Origin of the sequence: Methylocystis sp. IM3 (genome assembly GCF_038070105.1) — a bacterium.
In the GTDB taxonomy this organism is placed as follows: domain Bacteria; phylum Pseudomonadota; class Alphaproteobacteria; order Rhizobiales; family Beijerinckiaceae; genus Methylocystis.
On record NZ_JBBPBZ010000002.1, the window covers coordinates 2,611,911 to 2,634,890 of the forward strand.

The following is a 22,980-nucleotide window of genomic DNA, read 5'->3' on the forward strand; positions in this document are numbered from 1 at the left end:
GCTTTCCCGCCAATGATCGGAGCGAAGTGCGAGAAATGGTGGACAAGGTGCCCATGACAGCCGCGGGATATGCGGCGCTCGAAGAGGAACTGCGCCGCCGTCAGCAGGAAGACCGGCCGCGCATCATCCAGCAGATCGCCGAAGCGCGCGCGCATGGCGATCTCTCGGAGAACGCTGAATATCACGCCGCCAAGGAGTCCCAGTCGCTCAACGAGGGCCGCATCGCCGACCTCGAGGACAAGCTTTCCCGCGCCGAAGTCATCGACGTCTCCAAGCTCACGGGCTCCACGATCAAATTCGGCGCAACCGTCACCGTCGTCGACGAGGATACCGAGGAAGAAAAAGCCTATCAGATCGTCGGCGAGACCGAGGCCGACGTGAAAAGCGGCCGTGTCTCCATCACGAGCCCCATCGCCCGCGCGCTCATCGGCAAGAAGGTCGGCGATACGGTGGAGGTGAAGACCCCCGGCGGCGGCAAGAGCTACGAGATCTTGAAGGTCGCTTTCGTGTGACCCCCCTGCCCAGCCCTCTTCCGCAGACGTGGGAGAGGGAGCCGGCGCAGGCCTTCATCGAGACCCTCCCCGCGCTCGGAGAGAGCGGGGCCGCCCTCCGCGTCCTCGCCGACGGCCGCGCCGGGCACGAGGCGCAGACGCTCGGGCTCGCGGAGGCTCTGGGCCTCGTCCCCGACATTCGCGCCGTCGCGCCGCGCGCCCCCTATTCCTGGCTCGCGCCTTTCGGCCCGCCCGACCCGCGCGACGCCTTCGCCTTTGCGCCGCCCTACCCGGATATCGCGCTCGCCGCCGGACGGCGCACGCTGCCGGCGCTGCGCCGTCTGAAGCGCGACTCGGGCGGGCGCGTCTTCACGGTCTATGTCAACGCCCCGGCGCTCGGGAAAGCGGCCGCCGACCTCATCGTCGCGCCGCGTCATGATCGCCTGGCCGGCGACAATGTCATCTCTCCCCTCACGCCGCCGAACCGAATCAGCGACGCGCGGCTCGCCGAGGCCCGCGCCACGCCCGATCCGCGCATCGCCGGCCTGCCGCGCCCCCTGGTCGCCCTGCTCATCGGCGGCGCCGAGGGCGTCGTTCACGACCTCGACCATATCGCCGCGGCCCTGCTCGCGGGCGGCTATGGCGTCATGGCGACCCCCTCGCGCCGCACGCCGCCCGAGGTCGCGCGGGCGCTGCGGGCGGCGCTTTCGGCGCCGGGCGGCTTCTGCTGGGACGGCGCCGGCGAGAACCCCTATGTCTCCATGCTGGCCAACGCCGACCGCATCGTCGTCACCGGCGACAGCGTGAGCATGGTGGGCGAGGCGGTCGCCACCGGCGTTCCGGTCCATGTGATCGAGCCGCTGGCGCCGCGCCGCAAGATCCGGGCCTATCTCGCCGCGCTGGAAGCCGCCGGCGCCATCCGCCTCTGGCGCGGGCCGTTCGAGGACTGGACCTACGCGCCGCTCAACTCCACGCCGGAAATCGCGCGGCGCATCGCAGCGGATTACGCGCGGTTCCGAGAGTTGCGGCGCGGCGCATAATCGTTAGATTGCCGGCTCGTCACGACAGACCTGCGAGTTTTCAAATGTCCGCCCCCCAGCATGCGCGCGTCATCATCATCGGCTCCGGCCCGGCCGGCTATACGGCGGCGATCTATGCGGCCCGCGCCATGCTCGAGCCCATGCTCATCGCCGGCTTCGACCAGGGCGGCCAGCTCATGATCACGACCGAGGTCGAGAACTACCCCGGCTTCGCCGAGCCCATTCAGGGCCCCTGGCTGATGGAGCAGATGCGCCTCCAGGCCGAACATGTCGGCACGCGGCTCGTCTCGGACCATATCGTCGAGGCCCGCCTGGACAAGCGCCCCTTCACCCTGATCGGGGACAGCGGGACGACCTACAGCTGCGACGCGCTGATCGTCGCGACGGGCGCCAAGGCCAAATGGCTCGGCATTCCGAGCGAGGAGAAATTCAAGGGATTCGGCGTTTCGGCCTGCGCGACCTGCGATGGCTTCTTCTTCCGCGGCAAGAAAGTCGTCGTCGTCGGCGGCGGCAACACCGCCGTCGAGGAGGCGCTCTATCTCTCCAACCTCGCCTCGCATGTGACGCTGGTGCACCGCCGCGACATGCTGCGCTCCGAGCGCGTACTGCAGGAGCGCCTGCGCCGGCAGCAGAACGTCACGGTCCTGTTCGACCATGTGATCGACGAAATCCTCGGCGTGGAGGGCCCCCTCTCCGTCACCGGCGCGCGGGTGAAGAACGTCAAGACAGGCGAAACGCAGACGCTCGACGCCGAGGGCGTGTTCATCGCCATCGGCCATGCGCCGGCTTCCGAACTGTTCAAGGGTCAGCTCACGGTGAAGCCCTCGGGCTATATCGCCGTCGAGGCGGGAACGACCCGCACCAACATCCCCGGCGTCTATGCGGCGGGCGACGTGGCTGACGAAATCTACCGGCAGGCCGTGACCGCGGCCGGTCTGGGCTGCATGGCGGCGCTCGAAGTGGAGAAGTTCCTGCTCGACGCGCCGGCGCTGGCCACGGAGCCGGTCTAAGGAGAGCAAAATGAGCGAACGCGTCATCTTCCAGAAGAAAGCCATGCCGGTCGAGGTCGAGGAGGGGAAGACCTATTATTGGTGCGCCTGCGGCCGCAGCGCCAATCAGCCCTTCTGCGACGGCGCCCATCAGGGCACGGGAATCACCCCCGTCGCCTACAAGGCCGAGGCCACCGGCAAGGCGTTCTTCTGCGGCTGCAAGCACTCGAAGAAAGAGCCCCTCTGCGACGGCACGCACAAGGAGCTCTGACCGGCGGCGACGGGCGGTCTCCCTCCCCCGCCGGCGGCGGGGAGGGGCCGCAGGCGTGAGCCACGCGCAGCCGAACCGATTTGCGCGGCGCCGCAGGGGGCACTAAACATCACCCCGGGATTCCCCCCTGCCCCGCGACAAAGACGACCGAATGCCCGACCTCCTGCTCGAACTTTTCTCCGAAGAAATTCCGGCGCGCATGCAGCGGCAGGCGGCGGACGATCTCAAGAAGCTCGTCACCAACGCCCTCGTCGACCGCGGCCTGACCTATGAGGGCGCCGCGGCCTACGCCACGCCGCGCCGCCTCGCCCTTCAGGTCGTCGGCCTGCCCGGCCGCCAGCCGGATGTGCGCGAGGAGCGCAAAGGGCCGCGCGTGGGCGCGCCGGAGGCGGCGATCCAGGGCTTTCTGAAAAGCGCGGGGCTTTCCTCCCTCGATCAGGCGAAAATCGAGAAGGACAAGAAGGGCGCGGAATTCTACCTCGCGGTCATCGAGCGCGCGGGCGCGGCCACGATCGACGTTCTCGCCGAGATTTTGCCCGTGATCGTCAAGAGCTTCCCCTGGCCCAAATCCATGCGCTGGGGCGCCGCGTCGGAGCGCAGCGACAGCCTGCGCTGGGTGAGGCCGCTGCATTCCATCGTCGCGACCTTCGGGCCGGAGACCGAGACGCCCGACATCGTTCCCTTTGAGGTCGAGGGCATCCCGTCGGGCGACGTGACGCGCGGCCATCGTTTCCTCGCGCCCGCGCCGTTCCGGGTGCGGCGCTTCGAGGATTACGCCATGGGGCTGGAGCGCGCCAGGGTCGTGATCGACCCGGCGCGGCGGCGCGACATCATCCTGCACGACGCAAAGGATCTCGCCTTCGCGCGGGGGCTCGAACTGATCGAGGACGCCGGGCTTCTCGAGGAGGTCGCGGGCCTCGTCGAATGGCCGGTGACGCTGATGGGGTCTTTCGACGAAAGCTTCCTGTCGATCCCGCCGGAAGTCATTCGCGCCACGATCCGCGTGAATCAGAAGTGCTTCGTCCTGCGCAAGGGCGGCGCGTTGACCAACCGCTTCATCCTGGTCTCGAATATCGAGGCGGAGGACGGCGGCGCGACCATCGTCGCGGGCAATGAGCGCGTCATCGCCGCGCGCCTGTCGGACGCCAAATTCTTCTACGAGACCGACCTCAAGACGAGGCTCGAAGACCGCCTCCCGAAGCTCGACCAGATCGTCTTCCACGAGAAGCTCGGCACGCAGGGCGAGCGCGTGAAGCGCATCGCCGCCTTCGCGCGCGAACTCGCGCCGCTCGTCGGCGCCGATCCCGAAAAGGCCGCCCGCGCGGCGACCTTGTGCAAGGCCGACCTCGTCTCGGAGATGGTCGGCGAGTTCCCTGAGCTTCAGGGCCTGATGGGCCGCTATTACGCGAGCGCCCAGGGCGAGGACGCTTCTGTCGCCACCGCCTGCGAGGAGCATTACAAGCCGCAGGGGCCGAGCGACCGTATCCCGACGGACCCGGTCGCCATCGCGGTGGCGCTCGCGGACAAGCTCGATACGCTCGTCGGCTTCTGGGCGATCGACGAGAAGCCGACCGGTAGCAAGGACCCCTATGCGCTGCGCCGCGCGGCCCTGGGCGTGATTCGCATCGTTCTGGAGAACGAATTGCGCGCGCCGCTCTCGCGGATCGTCGACCGCCACTACAACGACTTCTCCTTCCACGCCAAATCGCTGAAGAAGACGGACGGGGGCATGGTCGGCGTGACGGCCGCCGACCTCCTGGAATTTTTCATCGATCGCCTGAAGGTCTACTTGCGGGACAAGGGGGCGCGCTACGATCTGATAGATGCGGCTCTCGGCGCCGTGGCGGCCGCCGACTCCGGAGAGGCGCAAGCCGCCGGCGCGCCGCTACAGGACGATCTGCTCATGATCACCAGAAAGGTCGAGGCGCTCGACACATTCCTCGCCACCGACGACGGCCGGAACCTGCTCGCGGGCTTCAAGCGCGCGGTCAACATCCTCAAGGCCGAGGAAAAGAAGGACGGCGCGCAGGCCTACGCCCACCGCCACACGCCCAATCTTCGAATCGAGCCGCAGGAGCACAAGCTCGCGGCGGCCATCGCCCGCGCGCGGGAGGAAACGGCCGAGCGGCTGGAGAAGGAAGATTTTGAGGGCGCCATGCGCGCGCTCGCCCATCTGCGCGAACCGGTCGACGCCTTCTTCGATCATGTGACGGTGAACGCCGACAACGCCGATTTGCGCCTCAACCGCCTGCGTCTGCTCGCGGAGCTTCGGCGCGTGATGATGGGCGTCGCCGATTTCGGCAAGGTCGCGGGCGAAGCGGGGGCCTAAAGTTCCCGCCCTCCCCGCAAGGGGAACGCGCGCCCTCACCCTTTAGATGAGCCCCAAATGCCTCCCCCTTGCGGGGAGGGCGGCCCGCCGGGTGGGGGGATCACCGCCCCTGCCCCGCGCGCCTCGTGCGCCCGCGCACACGCGCACAAACCCTTCTCCCTTATTGACAGCTTGGCCGACGGAGTCGGCCGTGTTACTGGCGCGACACGTCCCGGTAACAGGGGAGACATATGATGATCAGGCATTGCTTTTCGCGTCGCATGTTTCTTTATGCGGCTGGCGCCGCCGCTTTCGCCGCGCGCCCGGCCTTCGCCAATGAGATGTTGAAGGAGATTTCGCAGCTCAAGCCCGGCGAATTCACCTGGCATCCGGAACGCTCCGAGTCGGGCCCCGTCTCGGTTGTCGTGTCGATCCCGGAACAGCGCGTCCACGTCTATCGCAACGGCGTCCGAATCGCGGTCTCGACCTGTTCGACCGGGAAGCAGGGACACGAAACGCCCACCGGCGTTTTCGTCGTGCTCGAAAAGGACAGGAACCACCACTCCTCGATCTATGATGACGCGCCGATGCCGAACATGAACCGGCTGACCTGGTCGGGCGTCGCGCTGCACGCCGGCAATCTGCCGGGCTATCCCGCTTCTCACGGCTGCGTGCGCCTGCCGATGAAATTCTCGGAGCTGCTCTTCGGCGTCACCCATGTCGGGACGCCGGTGATCATCGCCGGCGCCCACACCGATCCCTGGGAGCTGACGCATCCCGGCATGGTGCTTTCGGGCTATGCGGAGCATGAATTTGAACAGGTGGTGTCGAGCCTCGACGGCAAGAAGCTTCCGTCCGACTGGGCGGCCGCCGAGAGTTACCCCGTGACGAGCGTCATCGTCTCCTCGGCCGACCGCGTGATTGAACTCATCGAAAACGACCGCGTCGTCGCGCGCTCGAAGCTGACGCTGAAGGGCGGCGACGCGCTGGGCTCGCATGTCTTCGTGCTCAACGGCGCAGCCAATGACGCGCGCGGCCTGCGCTGGAGCGCGATCACCCATAGCGCCGCGGCGTCGCCCGCCATGCGCGACGACGCCGTGATGCAAAGGATCGCCGCCGATCCGGCCTTCGTTGAGGCGATGCAGCAGCGGATGCACCCCGGCATGACCATGGTGCTCACCGACGCCCCGCTCTCGCCCGACAGCCGCACGGGCAAGGATTTCGTGATCGTCACGACGGGGTGAGGGCTCTCGCCGTCAGGCGGGGCGGCCATCCACCCCGGCGGCGTTGAAACCGTCATGCGGGCGCGGCAACATGCGGTCCCGGATCCAATACGGGATGAAAACGCATGCGCCGCATTCTCGCCGCCGTCCTGCTGCTTCTCGCCCTCGCTGGCTGGGCGAGGGCTTCGGAGCGCACCGCACATCTCACGCTCATCGTCTTCAGCGACATCTACGAGATGGACGAGCGCAACGGGCGCGGCGGTTTTGCGCGCGTCTCTGGCGCGTTGAAGGCCGAGCGCGCGAAGGCGCAAAACACGCTCGTAGCCTTTGCGGGCGATACGCTCTCCCCCTCCCTGCTGTCGAGCCTCGACAAAGGCGCCCACATCGTGGAGCTCTTCAATCTCATCGGCGTCGACGTCTTCACGCCCGGCAATCACGAGTTCGACTTTGGGGAAGACATTTTCCGCTCACGCATGGGCGATTTGCAGGCGACGCGCCTCGCCGCCAATCTGCGCGACGGCGCGGGAAATCTCATGCCCGGCTTCGCCGACAGCAGGATCATCGAGATGGATGGCGTGCGGCTCGGGGTCTTCGGCCTGACCGAGGACGAATCGGACAAGCGCTCCAACACGGGGACGCTGCGCATTGCGCCCGCCATCGAGACCGCGCGGCGGGAGTCAAGGAAACTGCGCGAGGCGGGCGCCGATCTCATCGTCGCCGTCACCCATTCCGAATGGAAGGACGATCTGCGGCTGGCCAAGACCGGGCTCGTCGACGTCATCCTCTCCGGCCACGATCACAACCTCTTCGTGGCCTTCGACGGCCGCACGGCCATCGCCGAGACGCAGGCCGACGGCGCGCAGCTCGTGGCGGTCGATCTCGCCATCTCCATTTCCGACGCGCCTGCGCGCAAGGTGACATGGACCCCGAGGTTCCGCATTCTCGATACGGCCGACGCGGCGCCGGACCCTGCGGTCGCCGCGCGCGCCGTCGAAATCCGCGCGAGGCTGGACAAGGGCCTCGACGAGCCGATCGGCGCCACGCGCACGGAACTCGACGGCCGCAAGGCGAGCGTGCGCACGCGCGAAACGGCGCTCGGCGATTTTCTCGCCGACGCCATGCGGGAGGCGGCGGGCGCGGATGTCGCAATCCTCAATGGCGGCGCCATTCGCGGCGACGCGGTTCTCGCCTCCGGCGCCACGTTGACGCGCAAGAGCGTTCTCGCCGCCCTGCCCTTCGCCAACAGGCTTGTGACGCTCGAACTCAGCGGCGCTGATCTGCGCGCCGTGCTGGAAAGCGCCTATGGCGCGCTCGGCAAGGACGCCGGGCGCTTCGCGCAAATATCCGGCGCGCGCCTTCGGCTGCGGGGCGACGCCGTTCCGGGGTCCCGCCTCTCCTCCATCGAGGCGGCTGGCGCGCCGCTCGACGAAATGCGCCTCTACAAGGTCGCGACCAACGACTATCTCGCGAGCGGGAAGGATGGATATGACGCCTTTCTGCGCGCGAAGCCTCTCGTCAGCGGAGACGCAGCGCCGCTCGTCTCCGCCGTCGTCATCGAGGCGATCCGCCGGGCGGGCGCCATCGCGCCGAGGACCGATGGGCGCATTACGATCGAGTGAACGACCGCAGGGACAAATGGTGCAAGCTCATCTGACCGAACTCGCGCAACAGCTTTTCGCCGCGCTTCGCGCGCGCGGGCTCGTCGCCGCGACAGCCGAATCCTGCACCGGCGGCCTCGTCGCCGGCGCGATCACCGACATCGCCGGGTCGAGCGAGATTTTCGACCGCGGGTTCGTCACTTATTCCAACGAGTCCAAGCGCGACATGCTCGGCGTGCCGGAGGCGCTGATCCTCGCCCATGGCGCCGTCAGCGCGGACGTCGCGCGCGCCATGGCCGAGGGTGCGCTGGCGCATTCCCGCGCCGATCTCGCCGTCGCGATCACGGGAATCGCCGGGCCTGGCGGCGGCTCGGCGGAAAAGCCCGTGGGGCTCGTTCACTTTGCGCTGGCGCGGCGCGGCGCGGCGACCCGTCATGTCGAGCGCCGCTTCGGCCCTCTCACCCGAAGCGAGATTCGTGAAAGCGCGGTTCAGCAGGCGCTGGAAATGCTGCTCTCGGGGGCTTGAGCCATCTTCTCGCGCAACTCGGCGTCCGCGCGCAGAAGATTGGCGCGCGCGGCCTCGAGCCACAGCGCCCGCGTTTGCGGCAGGCGGAAAAGCGCCTCGCCGCCGCCGAGGAAACTCTCGAGCATCTTCGTGCGTCCGAGAAAGAACTCTTGCTCGGGGGCCCAGGCGAATTCGAAGCGGATGTCATCCAAATTCTTGAGGAAGACCGGCCAGGGCGCCGCGAGCGAGGAGAGGTCCAGATCCAGAAAGAGATCGAGGTCCTGCGCGAAGCCGGGATAATACTCCTTGCGCGCCCGCGCTTTCATATGGTGGGCGGTCGCCATGATGAGGTCGTGAACGGCGTCGCGCTCCATGTCGTCGAATTTCGAATGGCTTTCGAAAAGCGCGGCGCTGTCGCGCACATTTTCCGGGTCGGTGCGCGGGCGGCCGTCGGCTTCGAGGGTGAGATAGACCGAATCGTGCCAGAAGATCGCCGCCGCGACGAGATCGGGACGCGCGGCGAGATGCGGCAGACTATCGAGCTTTTGCAGCATATCGGCAATGTGGCCCCAGGCGTGATAGGCGCGCTGGGGCTCGCAATAGGCGGCGTCGAGAGCGGCGAAGGCGCCGGCGTCGTGGCGGGAGGCGAGTAGCGACCAGTATTTTTGGACGATTGCGTCAGTCATACCGAAACCGTGGGAAGCCGTGTTTTGGAAGTGCGTGGCGGACGTCTATTTGCTTGTCAAATTCCATACCGAGGACCAGCCTTCCTGCACGCTTTCCCGGGCGAGGCCCGCATATCGTTTTTCTAGGGCCTTGTAGAGGCTTGCCCAGAGGCCCGGATGCGTTTGCGCAAGGTCCGCCGCGCGCGCCGCAGCGCCGTCGAAGCGACCCGCCTCATACTCTGCCAGCATCTCGTCATGCGCTGTGCGCCAGCGCACATACGGTTGAGATGCCGCGAAATGGTCGTCGCCCGCGAGCGAGAAAACGGGGGTCGGCTCGCTTCGGCCGACGACCACGATGCGACCGAGATTGAGCCAGGCCATGTCCGGCGCCGCGTCCCGAACGGCGCCGGACGCGATGATGTCCGTGCCAAACGCCTTGCTCGCGCCCTCGAGCCGCGAGGCCAGATTCACATTATCGCCGAGGATCGAATAATCGAAGCGGCGCACCGAGCCCATATTGCCGACGTTACAGGGGCCGAGATTGAGGCCGCAGCCCATGCGCGCCTCCACATAGGGACGCCCCGCCTCCTGCGCCGCCCTGGCCCGCGCCGCGTTGAAAGCGACGAGCGACTCGCGCATCGCCAGCGCCGCCTTCAGCGCCTTGTGCGGATGGTCGGCGATGTCGAGCGGCGCGTTCCAGAAGGCGAGGATGGCGTCGCCCATGTATTTGTCGACCGTGCCCTCGCATTCGAGAATGGCGTCGGTCATGGGCGTCAGATAATCATTCATGAATTGGGTGAGTTCGCGCGCGCTCATGCCCTCGGAGAGGCCGGAGAAGTTCCGCAGATCGGAAAAGAGCACCGTCAGCTCGCGCGTCTCGCCGCCGAGCACAAGGAGCTGCGGATTTTCGGCGAGGCGGTCGACGACTGCGGGCGCGACGAATTTGCCGAAGGCGTTGCGCACCTGGCGGCGCGCTGAATTCTCGAAGCGCCACAGCATGACCGCGCCCACGACGTACGAGCCGATCACCACGAGGCTCGGATAGGCGGGATCGAGCAGCAGCCCGTATTTTTCGAAGAGATGATAGGAGCCGCCGAACAGGCCGGCCACGGCGAGCGGCGCATAGAGCGTGGAGACGGCCAGGGGCGCCAGAAAGAGAACGAGCATCGTCGCCAGAAAGGCCACCGCCGACAGGACGATTTCGAGCCCCAGCGCCCAGTCGGGGCGCGACAGCAGCGCCCCGCTCGTGAGCGCCTCCACGATTTGCGCATGGACTTCGACGCCGGGAACGACCGGCTCCAGCGGCGTCGCGCGCACGTCGCCGAGCCCCGTCGCGAGTGCGCCGACGAAGACGATGCGGCCCTCTATTTCGCTGCGCGGAACCCGGCCCTCCAGCACCGCCTGGGCGGAGATGGTCCGGCGTGGGTCCCTGAAGGCGTAACGCGGCCGCACGTCGCCCGTCGATCCCGTGGCGATCTCGAAGGCGCCGACCTTCACGGCGTTGACCCCCGTCTGCGCGCCAAGGGCCGTTTCGCCGCTGGCGTTGGAGGAGCGCACGATAACGCTCGGCTCCCCTTGCGCCACGCGCAAGCCTTCGAGGGCGAGCGAGGGCGCCATGGCGTCGCCGACGCGCAGGAGCAGCGGCACGCGCCGCACGACGAGATCGCGATCCGGCAGCCAGTTGGTGACGCCGAGCCCCCGCGCCTTCTGGATCAATGGGGGAAGCGGCAGGATGGCCCCCTGAAACTCATAGACAAAAGGCAGCGGATCGTCGCCCGCGGCGACGACGCCCGATTTCACGGGGAAGGACCTGGCGCCCTGCGCCGCGAGCGTCGCGCCCACCACGACCGGCCCGCGACCCACAGCCTCTGCGAACAGGACGTCGCTGTCGGGAGCCTTGGCGACGAGCCGCGAGACATCGGCGCGCAGCTTCGCATCGGGCAGCGAGTCGACGAGCATCCGGGCGCTGGCGCGGTCCGGCTCGGCGAAGACGAAGTCGAAGGCGACGGCGGCCGCGCCCAGTTCGCTCAGCCGGTCGACGAGCGCGGCAATGCGGGTTCTCGGCCAGGGCCACTGGCCGTAAGCCTTCAGGCTGTCCTCGTCGACGCCGACGACGCGCACCGGCGCCTCGGGATCATAGACGCGTGGCGACAGGCGCTGAAAATGATCGAAGACCATGTTGCGCAGGTCGTCGAGCAGACGGGGCTGCAACAGGCCCCAGGGCAGCGTCAGCAGGCCGGCGAGGAGCGCGGCGACCAGAAAGACTTGTTTGCGCGAGAGCATCGGCGCTCCGTCAGAATCGCGCAATCGCGCGGCCACTCAGGCGTTTCGGCCACGCTAGTTCACGCCGGACAGTTCAACAAGACTGAGGTTCCGAGCCTCTCCCTCGCTTAGTCGTCGTCGCAGCCAGTGCAGCCATGGGGATGATGGGGCGGAGGCGGAGGAGGCGGAGGAGGAGGCGGCGGTGGAGGCGGCGGCGGTGGAGGAGGTGGAGGTGGAGGTGGAGGCGGCGGCGGAGAAGGAGGGGGCGGCGCCGGCGGCTTGGGGGGCTGGGGAGCCTCCTGCTGCGACGCCGTCGGCGCGGGGCGCGGTTGGGGTGGCGCGGGCTGATTAGTGGCGTTGGCGCTGCTCTGCACCAACGCGCCGCCGGCCCAGACGGGCGCGAGCGCCGAAAGACCCGGCGACGGCTCGACGCTGGCCGGGGCGTGGTCCCCGAGCGCCGCGGCGCTGTCGTTGGAATGGCTGACGCGGGCGCCGCCGGATTGGCCGCGGCGGCTCCCCATGTCCGCGACCATGGCGGCGATGGTCTCCGGCGGCACGCGGAAAGGTTCGGAAACGCCCGATTCGGAGGCGCAGACGCCGAAGCCGGGGCGGTTGAGCGTCTGCGCCCCGCCATCGGGGCCCATCACTTCGACGACGCCGATCTGATGCACGACGAGGGTTTCGCAGTCGCCCCCGGTCCGCAGGAGGACCGAACCGCCGCGCACCCCGATGACCGCCGTCGGCGTTCTCAGACTGACGCCGGCTCCATGGCTCACCCCGCCGCCCACGAACCGCATGACGCCTTTGGCGAGCCGGACGCCCTGGCTGCCGGAGGCGCCTCGGTAAACGAAGTCGTCGATCACCGCGGAACTGTTGCGTCCGACCGTCAGCGTCGAGGAATCGTCGAAGACGATCTGCGCGCTCCCCTCCCCGGCCGTGTCGATGCGTTCGCCCTTCTCGACGCCCTGCCCCAGAGAAAGCGCGCGACGCACGGCGCCGGGCGGGGCGCCGAAGGCCGCCGGATTGACGGCGCCGACATTGCCGACTCTCTCCGCCCCCGCCGCCGTGGAGAACGCCAGCGCGAGGGAGAGGACGCCGACGATGCGCTTGTGAAGCCTGACCATGACGCCGCGCGCCCTCCTCTAGAATTTCGCCGTGGGGCCGAAGGAGACCGACACATTGCGCGTCGAGAAGTTCGACAGGTTCGAGTCGTTGCGCGCAAATTCGAGATTGGCCGCGAAGCCGAGCATGGGCGTCACGGGCGCATCCAGCATGACCCCATAGGTCCACGCCGCATCGCGCCGCGCCACGAAGGGCGAGACGAGCGGATTGGGCGCGTCGAAGGCGAGATGGGTGAAGCGCGCGTAAGGCGAGATTGTCCACCGTCGCGCCAGGGCTGGATGCGGCGAATCGACCTCGAGCCGCAGCATCGCCTGCGCGTCGAATTGGTTGGAGCTCTGTGCGGCATAAAAGGCCCCGGCGCGCGTGTAGCCGATGCGGCCTTCGAGTCGCACGGCGTCGAAAAGCGCATAGCCGCCGTTGAGATAGCCCGTGACGGCGTCGCCCGTCGCGAGCGTCGAGAGCGTCGCCTCGGGCGCGACGCCAAAGGCGCTCGGCGCCCGTGCGACCCACAGGCTGCGCCACTCGGCGCCCGGCTCCAGCCAGAAGTCGGGGGTCAGATCGGCCCGCAGACTCGCCCCCGCGCCGCCCGTATCGAGATAATTGTTCGACCCGAGCAGAGAGACCGCCCCGCTTGCATAAGGATGGATCGAGAGGCCCTGAACGGCGCCCTGCGGGATGAAGAAGCGGGGGCCAATCGAAGCGGCGAAGAGCGCGACGCTGTATTGCGGCAGCCTGAACTGCTCGGTCGCATAGGCGGTCAAACGCGTCTCGAGTTGATCGCCGCGCTGACTGCCGAATTCGTAGTCATGCGCGGCCTGCACGAGTTGAAACGCATTGACGTCGCCTCTCGGCCCGCCGGGCGAAACCGTGCCCGCCCCGCCGATCTGAAACAGCGAACTGGCTGGAAAATAATTGGCGTTGGACTGGGCGCGAAGGCCCGTGTGAAGCCGAACCGTCAGGCGGCTCGGCTGCGTTCGCTTCTCGATATCCGGCAGTTGCGCGTCGATCTGGGCCTTTTGCACAGCGTCGAGGCTCTGGCTCTTGCGCGCCTCCTTGAGATGCTGCGCGGCGACGGCCCAATTCCCCAGCCGCGCATAGAGAAACCCGAGTTCCTTGCGCGCCCGGGACAGGTCCGGATTGAACATCAGCAGCCGCTCGAGCGCCCCGATGGCGGCCTCGTCATCTCTCAGTTCGGTCGCGAGAGCGACGAAGCGATAGGTCGCGGCGTCGTCCTCCGGATGGGCCTGAATATGCGCGGCGAGCCGGTCGCGTTCGGCGCGGGCGTCCTGCGCGGCCGCGGGCGCGCACATCGCGGCGGCCATCAGGGCGACAAGGAAAAATCGCGTCGGTTGCAGTTTGAAAAAGCGCACGCGCCGCTCCCGGATAACAGGAGTTTCATCGCGCCGAACCTTCAACTTGACAATAAGCCATCCAGGACCGGGGCGGCCACGGCCTTGTGGCACAAACCTCTATCCAGCCGTGAAATCACGGCTCCGGCAGAGCCGGGCCGGGCGACGCCCGTCGTAAGAAAAAGCGACTGTTGCCATTAGGCGACAGCTCTGGCGCGGCGGCGCCTGCGCAATGGGCGCCGCGCGCAAGGCTGGCCGAAGGGCGCAGCGGCGGACAGGAGACGGCGCAGGACGATCAGGAGATCGGCGGCGTCCCGCGTCGCGCCATGCATGACCGCAGCGCGAATGTCGGCGACGACCTTCGTGCGGGCGACCGCCCGCGAGCGGCGGTTCCGGCAATAGCCGGCGAGCATGCGCTCGTGTTTCTCGCCCGGAACCGCCCCGAGCAGGATTTCATGCGGGCCGAGCCCGGCGATCTCTCGACAAGTTGCGATCGGCGTCAACGGAACAGTCATCGCGGACCCCTTCGAACGTCCAATACTCCCGATTGCGAGCAAGGACATGTATAGGGGCCGCCGCTAGACTCTTGTGTGCGCGGGCGCACGCCGCGGGGCCGTCACTCCGCCTCGTTCATGGCGTCGCGGACGCGTTTTTCGAGCAGAGCCGGCCGAAGGAGAACGAGGCCGCCGCGGATTTTCTCGGCCGTGCCCTCCTCGATCATGGCGCCGAGTTCGCGGCTGACCTGCTCGCGCCGGCAGCCGATCCGCGCTGCGAGATCGTGTTGGAACGGCGGCGGCGAGATGATCGACTGGCCATCGTGACCCTTGCGCGGGGCCGACATGCGCAACAACTCGGAGTAAAGCCTGTGGCGCAGATCGAGGACGGAACGCTCGAACAGCCTGATGTTGAGCTCGCGCACGCGCGCCGTCAGCAGGCGCAGCAGCCGCTCCGTGATCTCCGGCGCATGCAGCACGATCTCGCGGAAGACTCCGGGCGGGACGAGTAGGATTTCCGCATTGGTCAGCGCCGTGACATTGGCTGAGCGCTTGGCCCCGTCGATCGCCGCCATTTCGCCGAAGAACTTGCCCGGTCCGAAATCGCCCAGGATCATCTCCTTGCCCGCCGCCGTGCGGACCAACACGCGCACGTCGCCGCCGACGATGAAATAGACGTCCTCGGATGGGTCCTCGAAGTCGAGCACCAGCTCGCCCTCGTCGTATCGCTTGCGGACGCACTGGCGGCCGAAGGCCTCGGCGCGCGCAGGGTCGAGCCCCGCGAAAAAAGGGATGCCGTCGAAAACGGACACTGGGAAGCTCCGGGAAAATCTCAGTAAAGCGCGAGGCATAGTGCCGCCAAACTGGGGCGCCGTCGAGGGGCGTTTTTTGTTGGCGTCCGCCGCGCCGCTCTGGCGCGGAAGGCGCGGGCGCGCGACAATGACGTGATGGATCTGCGGATCGCCACCTTCAATCTCGAAAACCTCGACTGGGCCGCGACCCGCGCGGCGGCGTTCGAGGCGCGGCGCGCGGCGCTGCTGCCGCTGCTCGAGTCGCTCGACGCCGACGTGCTCTGCCTTCAGGAGGTCGGAGCGCAGAAGCCGCACAAGCACGCGCCGCGCGATTATCTCGCGCTCGACCGGCTGATCGCCGCGACCCCTTACGCGCATTACGCGCGCGCGGCGAGCCTGCGGCCGGGAACTCGCGCGCCCGCGGACGTGCACAACCTCGCGATCCTCAGCCGCTGGCCGATCGGGGCGACGAGGCAGATTCATCACGACATCGTGAGCCGCTGGGAATGGCCGCCGCCCAGCGAGGGGGACGTCGCGCCCGAGCCCATCCTCATCGAATGGGACAGGCCGCTGCTCTATGCCGCCATCGAGACGCCCGGCGGGCCGCCCCTCCATGTACTCAACCTGCATCTGCGCGCCCCGAGGCCCGCGCCTGTCGCGACGGCGCGCGGCGAGGGATCGAGCAAGTCGCAGATCGAAGGGCAGTTCGTCGCCGCGCAGAAGCGCGAGGGTCAGGCGCTGGAGGCGCGTCTCTTCATCGAAACGCTCTTCGACGCGGAGCCCGACGCGCGTCTCGCCGTCTGCGGTGATTTCAACGCCGACGAACATGACGCGCCAACGAGGCTCTTGCGCGGCGGGGATAATGAGACGCAACAGGGGCCGCGCGCGCTGACGCCGCTCGAAGACAGGGTCGAGGCGTCACGACGCTACACGGTGCTGCACGCGGGCCGCCCCAAGCTCATCGACCATATTCTCGCCTCCAACGCCCTCGCCGGGGCCTGTCGCGAGACGCGCATTCTCAACGCGGGGCTTCTGGACGAAGTCTTTGCAAAGGACCCGATCCTCGGCTCGCTCCACGCGCCGATCGTCGCGCGGCTGTCATTGTGACGCTCAGAGCGGCGCGCCGTCCATGCCGATGCGGTGCATCAGATAGCACAGGCAATCCTGCTCCACCGCGCGGGGATCGACGGTGAGCATGGCGGGGATGGCCGGGCGCGTCAGCGTGATCTCGCCCCCTTCGTAGGCGAAATAATCATCCGGCGGCGAATGGTCGCCGTCGCCGGGCAGAATGTCGAGCCGCATACCGGCGCGGGCGACGCCGAAGGAGGCGCCAGGCTCCAGTTCGCTGAAATTCAGACGGTCGATGTCCGACCGGAACATGAAGTCGGCCGGCGAACCGTCGAAGGAGAAGGTCGCCCCGGCCGGCGGCTTGACGATGGCGCAGGTGCGCAGAAGATCGACGTCCTGCGCGGTCGGCGCGTGCTCGGGCAGATGCGAAATGGACAGCGCCGCATCGACGAGTTCGATCGCATGAGCGGTTGCAGAGCCCGCGCCCGCCTTGCCGCATTCGACCGTGATCGCCGGGCAGAGCTCGGCGAAGGCCGCCGCCTGCGTGCCGACCGGCCTCTGGAAATGCACGACCGTGCGCGAGAAGAGTTGCGCCAGCGAAATGAACTTCGGCTCCAATCGACGCACGCAGGCGTAATGCGGATTGAAGCCGGTGTTGTTGTGGATGTCGATGCTCCCAAAAAGACGGCGCGCCGCAGCGTAGTCATAGACCCATTGCGCCATCGCCGCCTGCGGATCGTCCGGATGGAGCGTCCCCGGCCACACGCGATTATAGTCGAGTTCCCCTGGGAGCGTGCGCACATTGGCGGCGGCGGCGCGCACATTGCCGATGAAGAACAGCAGCGCACGATTGAGCCCGCGCGGCGCATGGCGGCGCAGCACCGCCTGCATCGCTTCGAGCCCGCTATATTCGTTGCCGTGCAGCAGCGTGGAGACGAAGAGCGGTTCGAGGTCGCGCCCCGGCAGATCGAAAAGCGTGGGGCCGGGCAGAAGCTCGCTCAGCCTGTCCGCCGGGCAATCGAGGAAACCTTCGGGCAGTCGATCCATTACCGCGCAGGGCGCGTCGATCACGTTCATCCTCACAAATCCCATTCGTGCACGGGCGCGCCGCTACGTTGTCCTTCGCAATAGGCGGCCATCATGGCGAAAAGATCGCCGTCGCAGGCGTCGAGCGCCTTGCGCTGCCAGGCGGCGCCGGTCTGGCCCGAGCGCACCCGCGCCTCGATCACGTCGAGATGGCCGCGCGCATCCGTCACGCCGAGATCGGAGAGCCCCTGCCGCGCCAGCGGGATCAGCCGCTCGGTGAGCAGCCGGTCGGCGCCGATCTCGCCCACCCCCGTCCAGATCAGCACGGCGTCGAGTCCGTGGCGCGCCGCCGTGTAGAAGTTGCGCCGCGCTTCCTCGAAGGAGAGGCCGCCCGTTCCATTGTCGCCCTGAACGGCCAGCGCGCGGGCGAGGCCGAGATACAGCGCGGCGTTGGCCATCATGTCGATGAAGGTCGGGCCGGCGGGCAGGATGCGGTGCTCCACGCGCAGATGCGGCGCGCCATCCGCGTCGAAGCCGATCAGCGGCCGATTCCAGCGCCAGATGACGCCATTGTGCAGACGCAGATGGCGCAGGGCGTCGGGGCCGTCCTCGAAGGCGATGGGCAGCAGCGGGTCATAATCGCGCAGATTCTCCTCGAAGATTTCGAGAAGGGACTGCCCGGCGTAGCCCGAGCCCATGCAGACGCGCGCCGGGCCGGGCACATCGACCGCCTGCTCGAAAAGCGGAATGCGCGTTTCTTCCCACAGCGCCTTGCCGAAGAGGAACGGCGCGTTTCCGCTTGCGGCGAGAATGGGCGCCGAGGCGGCGATGGAGGCGTTGTAATAGAGATGCGCGAGATCGGCGGGCGACTTGAGGTGAACCTGGAAGGACGTGGTCGCCGCCTCGAGCATGAGGTCGCGGTGCTCGGAGACGAGATGCTCCCGGCCCAATATGTCGACCCTGAGCGGCCGGCCGCCGCGCATGCGCAGCACCTCGCTGTTGAGCGCATAATAGCGATTGAGCGGGGACATGTTGCCAAGCGTCATGTCCTCGTCGCGAATCGTGGGCAGCGTGCCGATCAGCACCAGATTGGCGTCGAGGCGATGCGCCGCCTCGTTGCACTGACGCCAAACCTCCATCAGCCTGTCCTGCGCGCGGCCGAGCGCGTCGCCTTCGAGGGTTAGCGGCTCACAGTTCAGCTCCAGGTTGAAGCGCGACAGCTCCGGCACGACCAGAGGATTGTCCAGCGTTTCAAGCAGCCGCTGATTGATCGGCGCCGGGAAGTAATTGTGGTCGAGAATCCAAGTTTCGACCTCGAAGCCGAGCATGTGGCCGGAGCGCGAGAATTTGTCGGCCGCAAACAGCGCCCGCGCGCATTCGGTCTCCTCGGCGAGCCGGGCCGCGAAACGGGCCTTGTCCTCGCCGGTGAAGCCTGTGGCTTTTATTTCCTCGCCCACGACGCCCCCCTGTCTATGCGCTTTTATTACCTGGAAGCGAGTCCGGGAAGTAGGCGTCGACAATCGCTCCCCGGCGACGCTACCGCAAAACCAAGGGACGCCGTAAGAAGGACGCGAAAAGAAAGGGCCGCCCCTTGTCCGACATCGCTTATGTAAACGGCGTCTTCACGCCGCTCCAAGACGCCCGCGTCTCGATCCTCGACCGCGGTTTCCTCTTCGCCGACGGCGTCTATGAGGTCGCCGCGGTGATCGAGGGCCGGCTGATCGACAATGACGCACATATGGCGCGGCTCCTGCGCTCGCTCGGCGAACTCAGGCTCGAAAGCCCCGTGCCGATAGAAGAGATCGTCGAGATCCAGCGGGCGCTCGTCGCCAGCAACGGCGTTGCGGAGGGGCTCGTCTATCTCCAGATCACGCGCGGAGCGGCAGAGCGGGACTTCTCCTTCCCCAAGAACGTGAAACCGACCCTCGTCGGCTTTACGCAGAAGAAGAACATCCTCGCCTCTCCGGCGGCGCAGACGGGCGTAAACGTCCTCACGGTCCCCGATCTTCGCTGGGCGAGGCGCGACATCAAGAGCATCGCCCTGCTGGCGCAGGTGCTCGCCAAACAGGCGGCGACGGAGGCGGGTTGTCAGGAGGCCTGGATGGTCGATCACGAGGGCTTCGTCACAGAGGGCTCGTCCTCCACGGCCTTCATCATCACCAGGGGCGGGGCGATCGTGACGCGGCCCAATTCGGCCGCGATCCTGCCCGGATGCACCCGCCGCGCCGTGACGGCGCTGGCCGAAAGCGAAGGGCTCACGGTGGAGGAGCGGCCGTTCTCTGTGGCGGAAGCTCACGAGGCGGCGGAAGCCTTTCTGACCAGCGCATCCAATCTGGTTCTCCCTGTCATCTCCGTCGACGGCCGTCCTGTCGGGGCCGGCGCGCCGGGCGAAAGAGCGAAGCGGCTGCGCGCCATCTATTTAGACTTCGCGCGCGCCACGGCGATCTGATCAGCCCTGCGTCTCCAGCTCCGGCGCCGGGCTCCTCTGCTCCTCGATGGCGAAGGCGAGCATGAGGCTGAAAACCGCCGCCGCCAGGCACCAGAGCGAATACCAGGCCGGCCGGTTCTCGGCGATCGCGAAGACGAATGTGGCGAAGACCGCCCAGCCGAAGAGCGCCACGCCGCGCCGCGCGCTACAGACGAGCGGCACGACCGTCAGCACGACGTAAAGGAGATGCGCCAGAAGCGGCGGCCGCTCAAACAGCGGGTCATAGGCCAGCGCATGGCGAACGATCTTGAGGTCGATGCCGCCGGCGCCTGCGAGCTTCGCGACGAGATAGACGGCGAGAATGACGCCCACGCCGCCGAGCATGCGCCACAGGCGTTTGCGCTCCGGGTCGAGCTCCGCATGGGCGGCGGCGTAAGGGGTCAGCACCGGCCAGAGCGCAAAGGCGATCAGCGTGTAGAGATAGCGATAGGGCTGGCCCGCCTTTGGATCGTCCACCGTCCACCAGACGGCGGCTTCCGTGAACTGATGAAGCGCGAAAACCAGCGGAAACGCGGCAAACAGAAGCATTCGCCGATCGAAACTGATTGCCTTCGACACCATTCCAAAGCCAGCCAAACCCAAGCCGACTCCGGCCGTAATGCTTGCTTCGAGCGAATAGCACATGGCGCAATCCGGAAAGCCGCACCTTCATCCGCCGGAGACTTCCGGCGTTGAAAAAATCTAGTGCGCGCCAAGCGCCTGGTCGAGACCTCGAGGGCGAGAGGCGCCGCCGTCCGCTTGCCTCTTATCTTGCGCTTCGGCCCGCCTCGTTTGCGCCGGAACACTACTGGCAGGCGCGCGTTTTTCCATGGAGTGAAGTTTCATCACGGAGGCCGACATGGGCAGCCTGCTGCACTATGCGATCCTGTTCCTCATCGTGGCCGTCATCGCCGCCTTCTTCGGATTTGGCGGCGTCGCCGGAACGGCCGTGGAAGGCGCGCGAATTCTCTTCTGGGTGGCGCTCGTTCTCTTCGTCATCTCGGCTGTCGTGGGTTTCCTCCGCCGAGCCTGATGGCGACTTGCGCTTTTCTCTCTTTGGTGCTCCCACCTGGACCGGCGTCAGCCGGTCCTTTTTTCTAAGGGATGTCGCCGAGCGCGGAAAGCCAGGCTTCGGCCGAGGAATCGCTCGGCGCGCGCCAGTCTCCGCGTGGCGAGAGGGAGCCTCCCGAGCTGACCTTCGGGCCATTCGGCAGAGCCGTGCGCTTGAACTGGCTCGTTGCGAAAAAGCGCCGCAGGAAGACCGTGAGCCAGTGCTTGATCTCATGAAGATCATAGGCGCGCCGGTCGCCCTCGGCGATGACGGACGGCCACGCGCCCGATTTCGCGTCGCGCCAGGCGCGCCATGACAGGAAAGCCGTCTTCGCCGGGCTGAAGCCATAGCGCGTCGTGTAGAACAGGTTGAAATCCTGAAGCGCGTAAGGACCGACGAAAGCCTCGGTGCGCTGCGCCTCTACGCCGGGGACGAGTTCCGGCGAGATTTCGGTTGCGAGAATATCGACGAGCACCTCGACGGTTTCAGGACCAAAGCGCGCGTCGCGCGCGCACCAGCGAATGAGGTGCTGGATGAGCGTCTTCGGCACGGAGGCGTTGACGTTGTAATGCGACATCTGATCGCCGACGCCATAGGTGCACCAGCCGAGCGCAAGCTCGGAGAGATCGCCCGTGCCGATGACGATGGCGTCGTGGAAATTCGCGAGCCGGAAGAGAAGAGAGGTGCGCGCGCCGGCCTGCACATTCTCATAGGTCGCGTCATAGACGGCCTCGCCGCGCGCGGCGGGATGGCCAATATCCGCCAGCATCTGCCGGCAGGCGTCCGAAACGTCGATCTCTTGCGCCGCGACGCCGAGCGCGCGCATCAGCCGCCAGGCGTTGCTCTTCGTGCGGTCGCTCGTCGCGAAAGCCGGCAGCGTATAGGCGAGGATGTTTTCGCGCGGCAGGCCAAGGCGCTCCATCGCCGTCACGGCGACGAGCAGGGCATGAGTCGAATCGAGGCCGCCCGACACGCCGATGACCACTTTCTTGATTCCGGCCGCGCGCAGTCTTTGCTCGAGCCCGTGCGACTGAATGTTGAAAGCCTCGAAACACAGCTCCGCGAGGCGCGCGTCGTCATTCGGCACGAAGGGAAAACGCGGCACGTCCCGCATTAGCCCGAGATCGACGTTGCAGGGCGCGCGGAGTTCGAAGTTCACCCGCCGGTAGCGCGTCGCGCCCGCCTCCACGTCGGCGCAATCGCCGAAACTGCCTTGCCTCGCGCGCTCGGCGAGAAGGCGGCCGAGGTCGATGTCGGCCAGCACGAGCTGCGGCTCATCCGAAAAGCGCGGCGCCCGCGCGAGCTGATCACCCTTCTCGTAAATCATGGCCTCGCCGTCCCAGGCGAGATCGGTCGTCGACTCGCCCTGCCCGGCGGCCGAGTAGAGATAGGCGGCGAGGCAGCGCGCCGAATGCGCCGCGCAGAGCGTCTGGCGGTAATCGGATTTTCCAACGATGGCGTTCGAGGCTGAAAGATTCAGCAGCACGGTCGCGCCCGCGAGCGCCGCGCGCGACGACGGCGGAATGGGAACCCAGACGTCCTCGCAGACCTCCATGTGAATGGTAAGTCCCGTGAAGTCGCTCGCCTCCAGCAGAATATCCGAACCGAAAGGCGCCAGCTCGCCGGCGACGGAAATCTCCTCGCCCGCGACGAAGGCCCCCGAAGCAAAATGCCGGCGCTCGTAGAATTCGCGGTAGTTCGGCAGATAGGTCTTCGGCGTCACGGTGAGCACGCGCCCACGCAGAATGGCGATCGCGCAATTGTAGAGCCGCCCGCGATGGCGCAGCGGCGCGCCGACGACGATCAGTGGATGGAGCGCGCGCGACGCGGCGACGAGCGTGGCGAGCGCCGAATCGACGGCGTCGAGCAGCGCCTCCTGCTGCAAAAGATCGTCGATCGCATAGGCCGACAGGCCGAGTTCCGGGAAGAGAGCGAGCGAGGCGCCGCGCTTGTGCGCGTCTTCCGCCATCTCGATGGTGCGCGCGACATTGAAGGCCGGATCGGCGACGCGCACCACCGGGCAGGCGACGGCGGCGCGGACGAAGCCATGCGTATGAAGAGAGAAGAAAGGATGGGTCATGAGCTTGCGCGCGAGCGGCCCGAGGAGGGAGCCGGCATAATGCCGGAAGCGGCGGCGCCTGTCATGCCCCGAAGACGAATAAGGCTGCGTCCCGCAACCAGATCCATTCGTTTTTGCGAAGGTTCAAATTCGCTTTTTCTATGATTTCCCGTGTTTTCGCCCGCTAAACTGCGGTTTTGA

Annotated in this window: 21 protein-coding genes; 11 read left to right on the plus strand and 10 right to left on the minus strand. The window is 67.2% G+C overall.

Features of this window, described 5'->3' with window-relative positions; all coding sequences use genetic code 11:
* Positions 1-35: 35 nt before the first annotated feature.
* From greA to WOC76_RS14745, 8 genes are all read left to right on the plus strand, one after another.
* Positions 36-512 carry a transcription elongation factor GreA gene (greA, locus tag WOC76_RS14710; protein WP_341105843.1) on the plus strand — a complete coding sequence of 159 codons (477 nt, stop codon included), beginning with the start codon at positions 36-38 and terminating at the stop codon, positions 510-512.
* Complete coding sequence (locus tag WOC76_RS14715) at positions 509-1,531, plus strand: mitochondrial fission ELM1 family protein (RefSeq protein WP_341431470.1); 1,023 nt, start codon at positions 509-511, stop codon at positions 1,529-1,531. Before greA ends, WOC76_RS14715 begins: the two co-directional genes overlap by 4 nt.
* 44 nt (positions 1,532-1,575) lie before the next feature.
* Complete coding sequence (gene trxB, locus WOC76_RS14720) at positions 1,576-2,541, plus strand: thioredoxin-disulfide reductase (RefSeq protein WP_341105841.1); 966 nt, start codon at positions 1,576-1,578, stop codon at positions 2,539-2,541.
* A 10-nt stretch (positions 2,542-2,551) separates the two neighbouring features.
* A complete protein-coding gene (locus tag WOC76_RS14725) occupies positions 2,552-2,791 on the plus strand; it encodes a CDGSH iron-sulfur domain-containing protein (protein ID WP_341105839.1) in 240 nt (79 codons plus the stop codon).
* Positions 2,792-2,942: 151 nt separating this feature from the next.
* Positions 2,943-5,120 carry a glycine--tRNA ligase subunit beta gene (gene glyS / locus WOC76_RS14730; protein ID WP_341105836.1) on the plus strand — a complete coding sequence of 726 codons (2,178 nt, stop codon included), beginning with the start codon at positions 2,943-2,945 and terminating at the stop codon, positions 5,118-5,120.
* A 233-nt stretch (positions 5,121-5,353) separates the two neighbouring features.
* Positions 5,354-6,343, plus strand: a complete 990-nt coding sequence (locus WOC76_RS14735; protein ID WP_341431471.1) for a L,D-transpeptidase — start codon at positions 5,354-5,356, stop codon at positions 6,341-6,343.
* Between the two features lie 104 nt (positions 6,344-6,447).
* A complete protein-coding gene (locus tag WOC76_RS14740) occupies positions 6,448-7,941 on the plus strand; it encodes a bifunctional metallophosphatase/5'-nucleotidase (protein WP_341431472.1) in 1,494 nt (497 codons plus the stop codon).
* Between the two features lie 16 nt (positions 7,942-7,957).
* Entirely contained in the window at positions 7,958-8,446 is a 489-nt protein-coding gene (locus WOC76_RS14745) for a CinA family protein (RefSeq protein ID WP_341105831.1), read from the plus strand.
* Here WOC76_RS14745 and WOC76_RS14750 read toward each other — a convergent pair.
* The 6 genes from WOC76_RS14750 to WOC76_RS14775 all read right to left on the minus strand — a co-directional run bounded on the left by WOC76_RS14750 (position 8,410) and on the right by WOC76_RS14775 (position 15,129).
* Positions 8,410-9,111, minus strand: a complete 702-nt coding sequence (locus WOC76_RS14750; RefSeq protein ID WP_341105828.1) for an HD domain-containing protein — start codon at positions 9,109-9,111, stop codon at positions 8,410-8,412. The two genes, WOC76_RS14745 and WOC76_RS14750, sit on opposite strands and share 37 nt — an antisense overlap.
* 45 nt (positions 9,112-9,156) lie before the next feature.
* The gene (locus WOC76_RS14755) at positions 9,157-11,373 is read right to left on the minus strand and encodes a CHASE2 domain-containing protein (RefSeq protein ID WP_341105827.1); all 2,217 of its coding nucleotides are present in this window, start codon (positions 11,371-11,373) and stop codon (positions 9,157-9,159) included.
* A 107-nt stretch (positions 11,374-11,480) separates the two neighbouring features.
* The gene (locus WOC76_RS14760) at positions 11,481-12,476 is read right to left on the minus strand and encodes a FecR family protein (RefSeq protein ID WP_341431473.1); all 996 of its coding nucleotides are present in this window, start codon (positions 12,474-12,476) and stop codon (positions 11,481-11,483) included.
* Positions 12,477-12,494: 18 nt separating this feature from the next.
* Positions 12,495-13,844, minus strand: coding sequence for a tetratricopeptide repeat protein (locus WOC76_RS14765; protein ID WP_341105825.1), 1,350 nt, complete (start codon positions 13,842-13,844; stop codon positions 12,495-12,497).
* A 176-nt stretch (positions 13,845-14,020) separates the two neighbouring features.
* Positions 14,021-14,338: a polysaccharide deacetylase gene (locus WOC76_RS14770; protein WP_341105824.1), complete on the minus strand. Its 318-nt coding sequence runs from the start codon at positions 14,336-14,338 to the stop codon at positions 14,021-14,023.
* Positions 14,339-14,439: 101 nt separating this feature from the next.
* A complete protein-coding gene (locus WOC76_RS14775; protein ID WP_341388845.1) occupies positions 14,440-15,129 on the minus strand; it encodes a Crp/Fnr family transcriptional regulator in 690 nt (229 codons plus the stop codon).
* 135 nt (positions 15,130-15,264) lie between these two features.
* Between WOC76_RS14775 and WOC76_RS14780 the strand changes: the two genes are divergently transcribed.
* The gene (locus WOC76_RS14780; protein WP_341105823.1) at positions 15,265-16,215 is read left to right on the plus strand and encodes an endonuclease/exonuclease/phosphatase family protein; all 951 of its coding nucleotides are present in this window, start codon (positions 15,265-15,267) and stop codon (positions 16,213-16,215) included.
* A gap of 3 nt (positions 16,216-16,218) precedes the next feature.
* Here the strand turns inward: WOC76_RS14780 and WOC76_RS14785 are convergent, their stop codons facing one another.
* Together WOC76_RS14785 and WOC76_RS14790 are read right to left on the minus strand one after the other, a co-directional pair.
* On the minus strand, positions 16,219-17,253 hold the full coding sequence (locus WOC76_RS14785) for a M14 family metallopeptidase (protein ID WP_341105821.1): 1,035 nt from the start codon (positions 17,251-17,253) through the stop codon (positions 16,219-16,221).
* A 2-nt stretch (positions 17,254-17,255) separates the two neighbouring features.
* Positions 17,256-18,659 (minus strand): hypothetical protein, encoded by a 1,404-nt coding sequence (locus WOC76_RS14790; RefSeq protein ID WP_341105819.1) that lies wholly within the window; start codon positions 18,657-18,659, stop codon positions 17,256-17,258.
* A gap of 134 nt (positions 18,660-18,793) precedes the next feature.
* Between WOC76_RS14790 and WOC76_RS14795 the strand changes: the two genes are divergently transcribed.
* The gene (locus WOC76_RS14795) at positions 18,794-19,651 is read left to right on the plus strand and encodes a D-amino-acid transaminase (protein WP_341105818.1); all 858 of its coding nucleotides are present in this window, start codon (positions 18,794-18,796) and stop codon (positions 19,649-19,651) included.
* Here WOC76_RS14795 and WOC76_RS14800 read toward each other — a convergent pair whose 3' ends face one another.
* Complete coding sequence (locus WOC76_RS14800) at positions 19,652-20,314, minus strand: DUF6629 family protein (RefSeq protein WP_341105817.1); 663 nt, start codon at positions 20,312-20,314, stop codon at positions 19,652-19,654.
* Positions 20,315-20,528: 214 nt separating this feature from the next.
* Between WOC76_RS14800 and WOC76_RS14805 the strand changes: the two genes are divergently transcribed.
* On the plus strand, positions 20,529-20,702 hold the full coding sequence (locus WOC76_RS14805) for a DUF1328 domain-containing protein (RefSeq protein ID WP_341105815.1): 174 nt from the start codon (positions 20,529-20,531) through the stop codon (positions 20,700-20,702).
* Between the two features lie 64 nt (positions 20,703-20,766).
* On the opposite strand, the gene WOC76_RS14810 is transcribed toward WOC76_RS14805, so the two are convergent.
* On the minus strand, positions 20,767-22,800 hold the full coding sequence (locus tag WOC76_RS14810; RefSeq protein WP_341105813.1) for an NAD(+) synthase: 2,034 nt from the start codon (positions 22,798-22,800) through the stop codon (positions 20,767-20,769).
* Between the last annotated feature and the right edge of the window lie 180 nt (positions 22,801-22,980).

Excerpts from the sequence above, each read along its gene's own strand:
- greA (WP_341105843.1), top strand. The coding sequence starts at position 36 with ATGGTGGACAAGGTGCCCATGACAGCCGCGGGATATGCGGCGCTCGAA.
- trxB (WP_341105841.1), top strand. The coding sequence starts at position 1,576 with ATGTCCGCCCCCCAGCATGCGCGCGTCATCATCATCGGCTCCGGCCCG.
- WOC76_RS14725 (WP_341105839.1), top strand. The coding sequence starts at position 2,552 with ATGAGCGAACGCGTCATCTTCCAGAAGAAAGCCATGCCGGTCGAGGTC.
- glyS (WP_341105836.1), top strand. The coding sequence starts at position 2,943 with ATGCCCGACCTCCTGCTCGAACTTTTCTCCGAAGAAATTCCGGCGCGC.
- WOC76_RS14735 (WP_341431471.1), top strand. The coding sequence starts at position 5,354 with ATGATCAGGCATTGCTTTTCGCGTCGCATGTTTCTTTATGCGGCTGGC.
- WOC76_RS14740 (WP_341431472.1), top strand. The coding sequence starts at position 6,448 with ATGCGCCGCATTCTCGCCGCCGTCCTGCTGCTTCTCGCCCTCGCTGGC.
- WOC76_RS14745 (WP_341105831.1), top strand. The coding sequence starts at position 7,958 with ATGGTGCAAGCTCATCTGACCGAACTCGCGCAACAGCTTTTCGCCGCG.
- WOC76_RS14750 (WP_341105828.1), bottom strand. The coding sequence starts at position 9,111 with ATGACTGACGCAATCGTCCAAAAATACTGGTCGCTACTCGCCTCCCGC.
- WOC76_RS14755 (WP_341105827.1), bottom strand. The coding sequence starts at position 11,373 with ATGCTCTCGCGCAAACAAGTCTTTCTGGTCGCCGCGCTCCTCGCCGGC.
- WOC76_RS14760 (WP_341431473.1), bottom strand. The coding sequence starts at position 12,476 with ATGGTCAGGCTTCACAAGCGCATCGTCGGCGTCCTCTCCCTCGCGCTG.
- WOC76_RS14770 (WP_341105824.1), bottom strand. The coding sequence starts at position 14,338 with ATGACTGTTCCGTTGACGCCGATCGCAACTTGTCGAGAGATCGCCGGG.
- WOC76_RS14780 (WP_341105823.1), top strand. The coding sequence starts at position 15,265 with ATGGATCTGCGGATCGCCACCTTCAATCTCGAAAACCTCGACTGGGCC.
- WOC76_RS14785 (WP_341105821.1), bottom strand. The coding sequence starts at position 17,253 with ATGAACGTGATCGACGCGCCCTGCGCGGTAATGGATCGACTGCCCGAA.
- WOC76_RS14800 (WP_341105817.1), bottom strand. The coding sequence starts at position 20,314 with ATGTGCTATTCGCTCGAAGCAAGCATTACGGCCGGAGTCGGCTTGGGT.
- WOC76_RS14805 (WP_341105815.1), top strand. The coding sequence starts at position 20,529 with ATGGGCAGCCTGCTGCACTATGCGATCCTGTTCCTCATCGTGGCCGTC.
- WOC76_RS14810 (WP_341105813.1), bottom strand. The coding sequence starts at position 22,800 with ATGACCCATCCTTTCTTCTCTCTTCATACGCATGGCTTCGTCCGCGCC.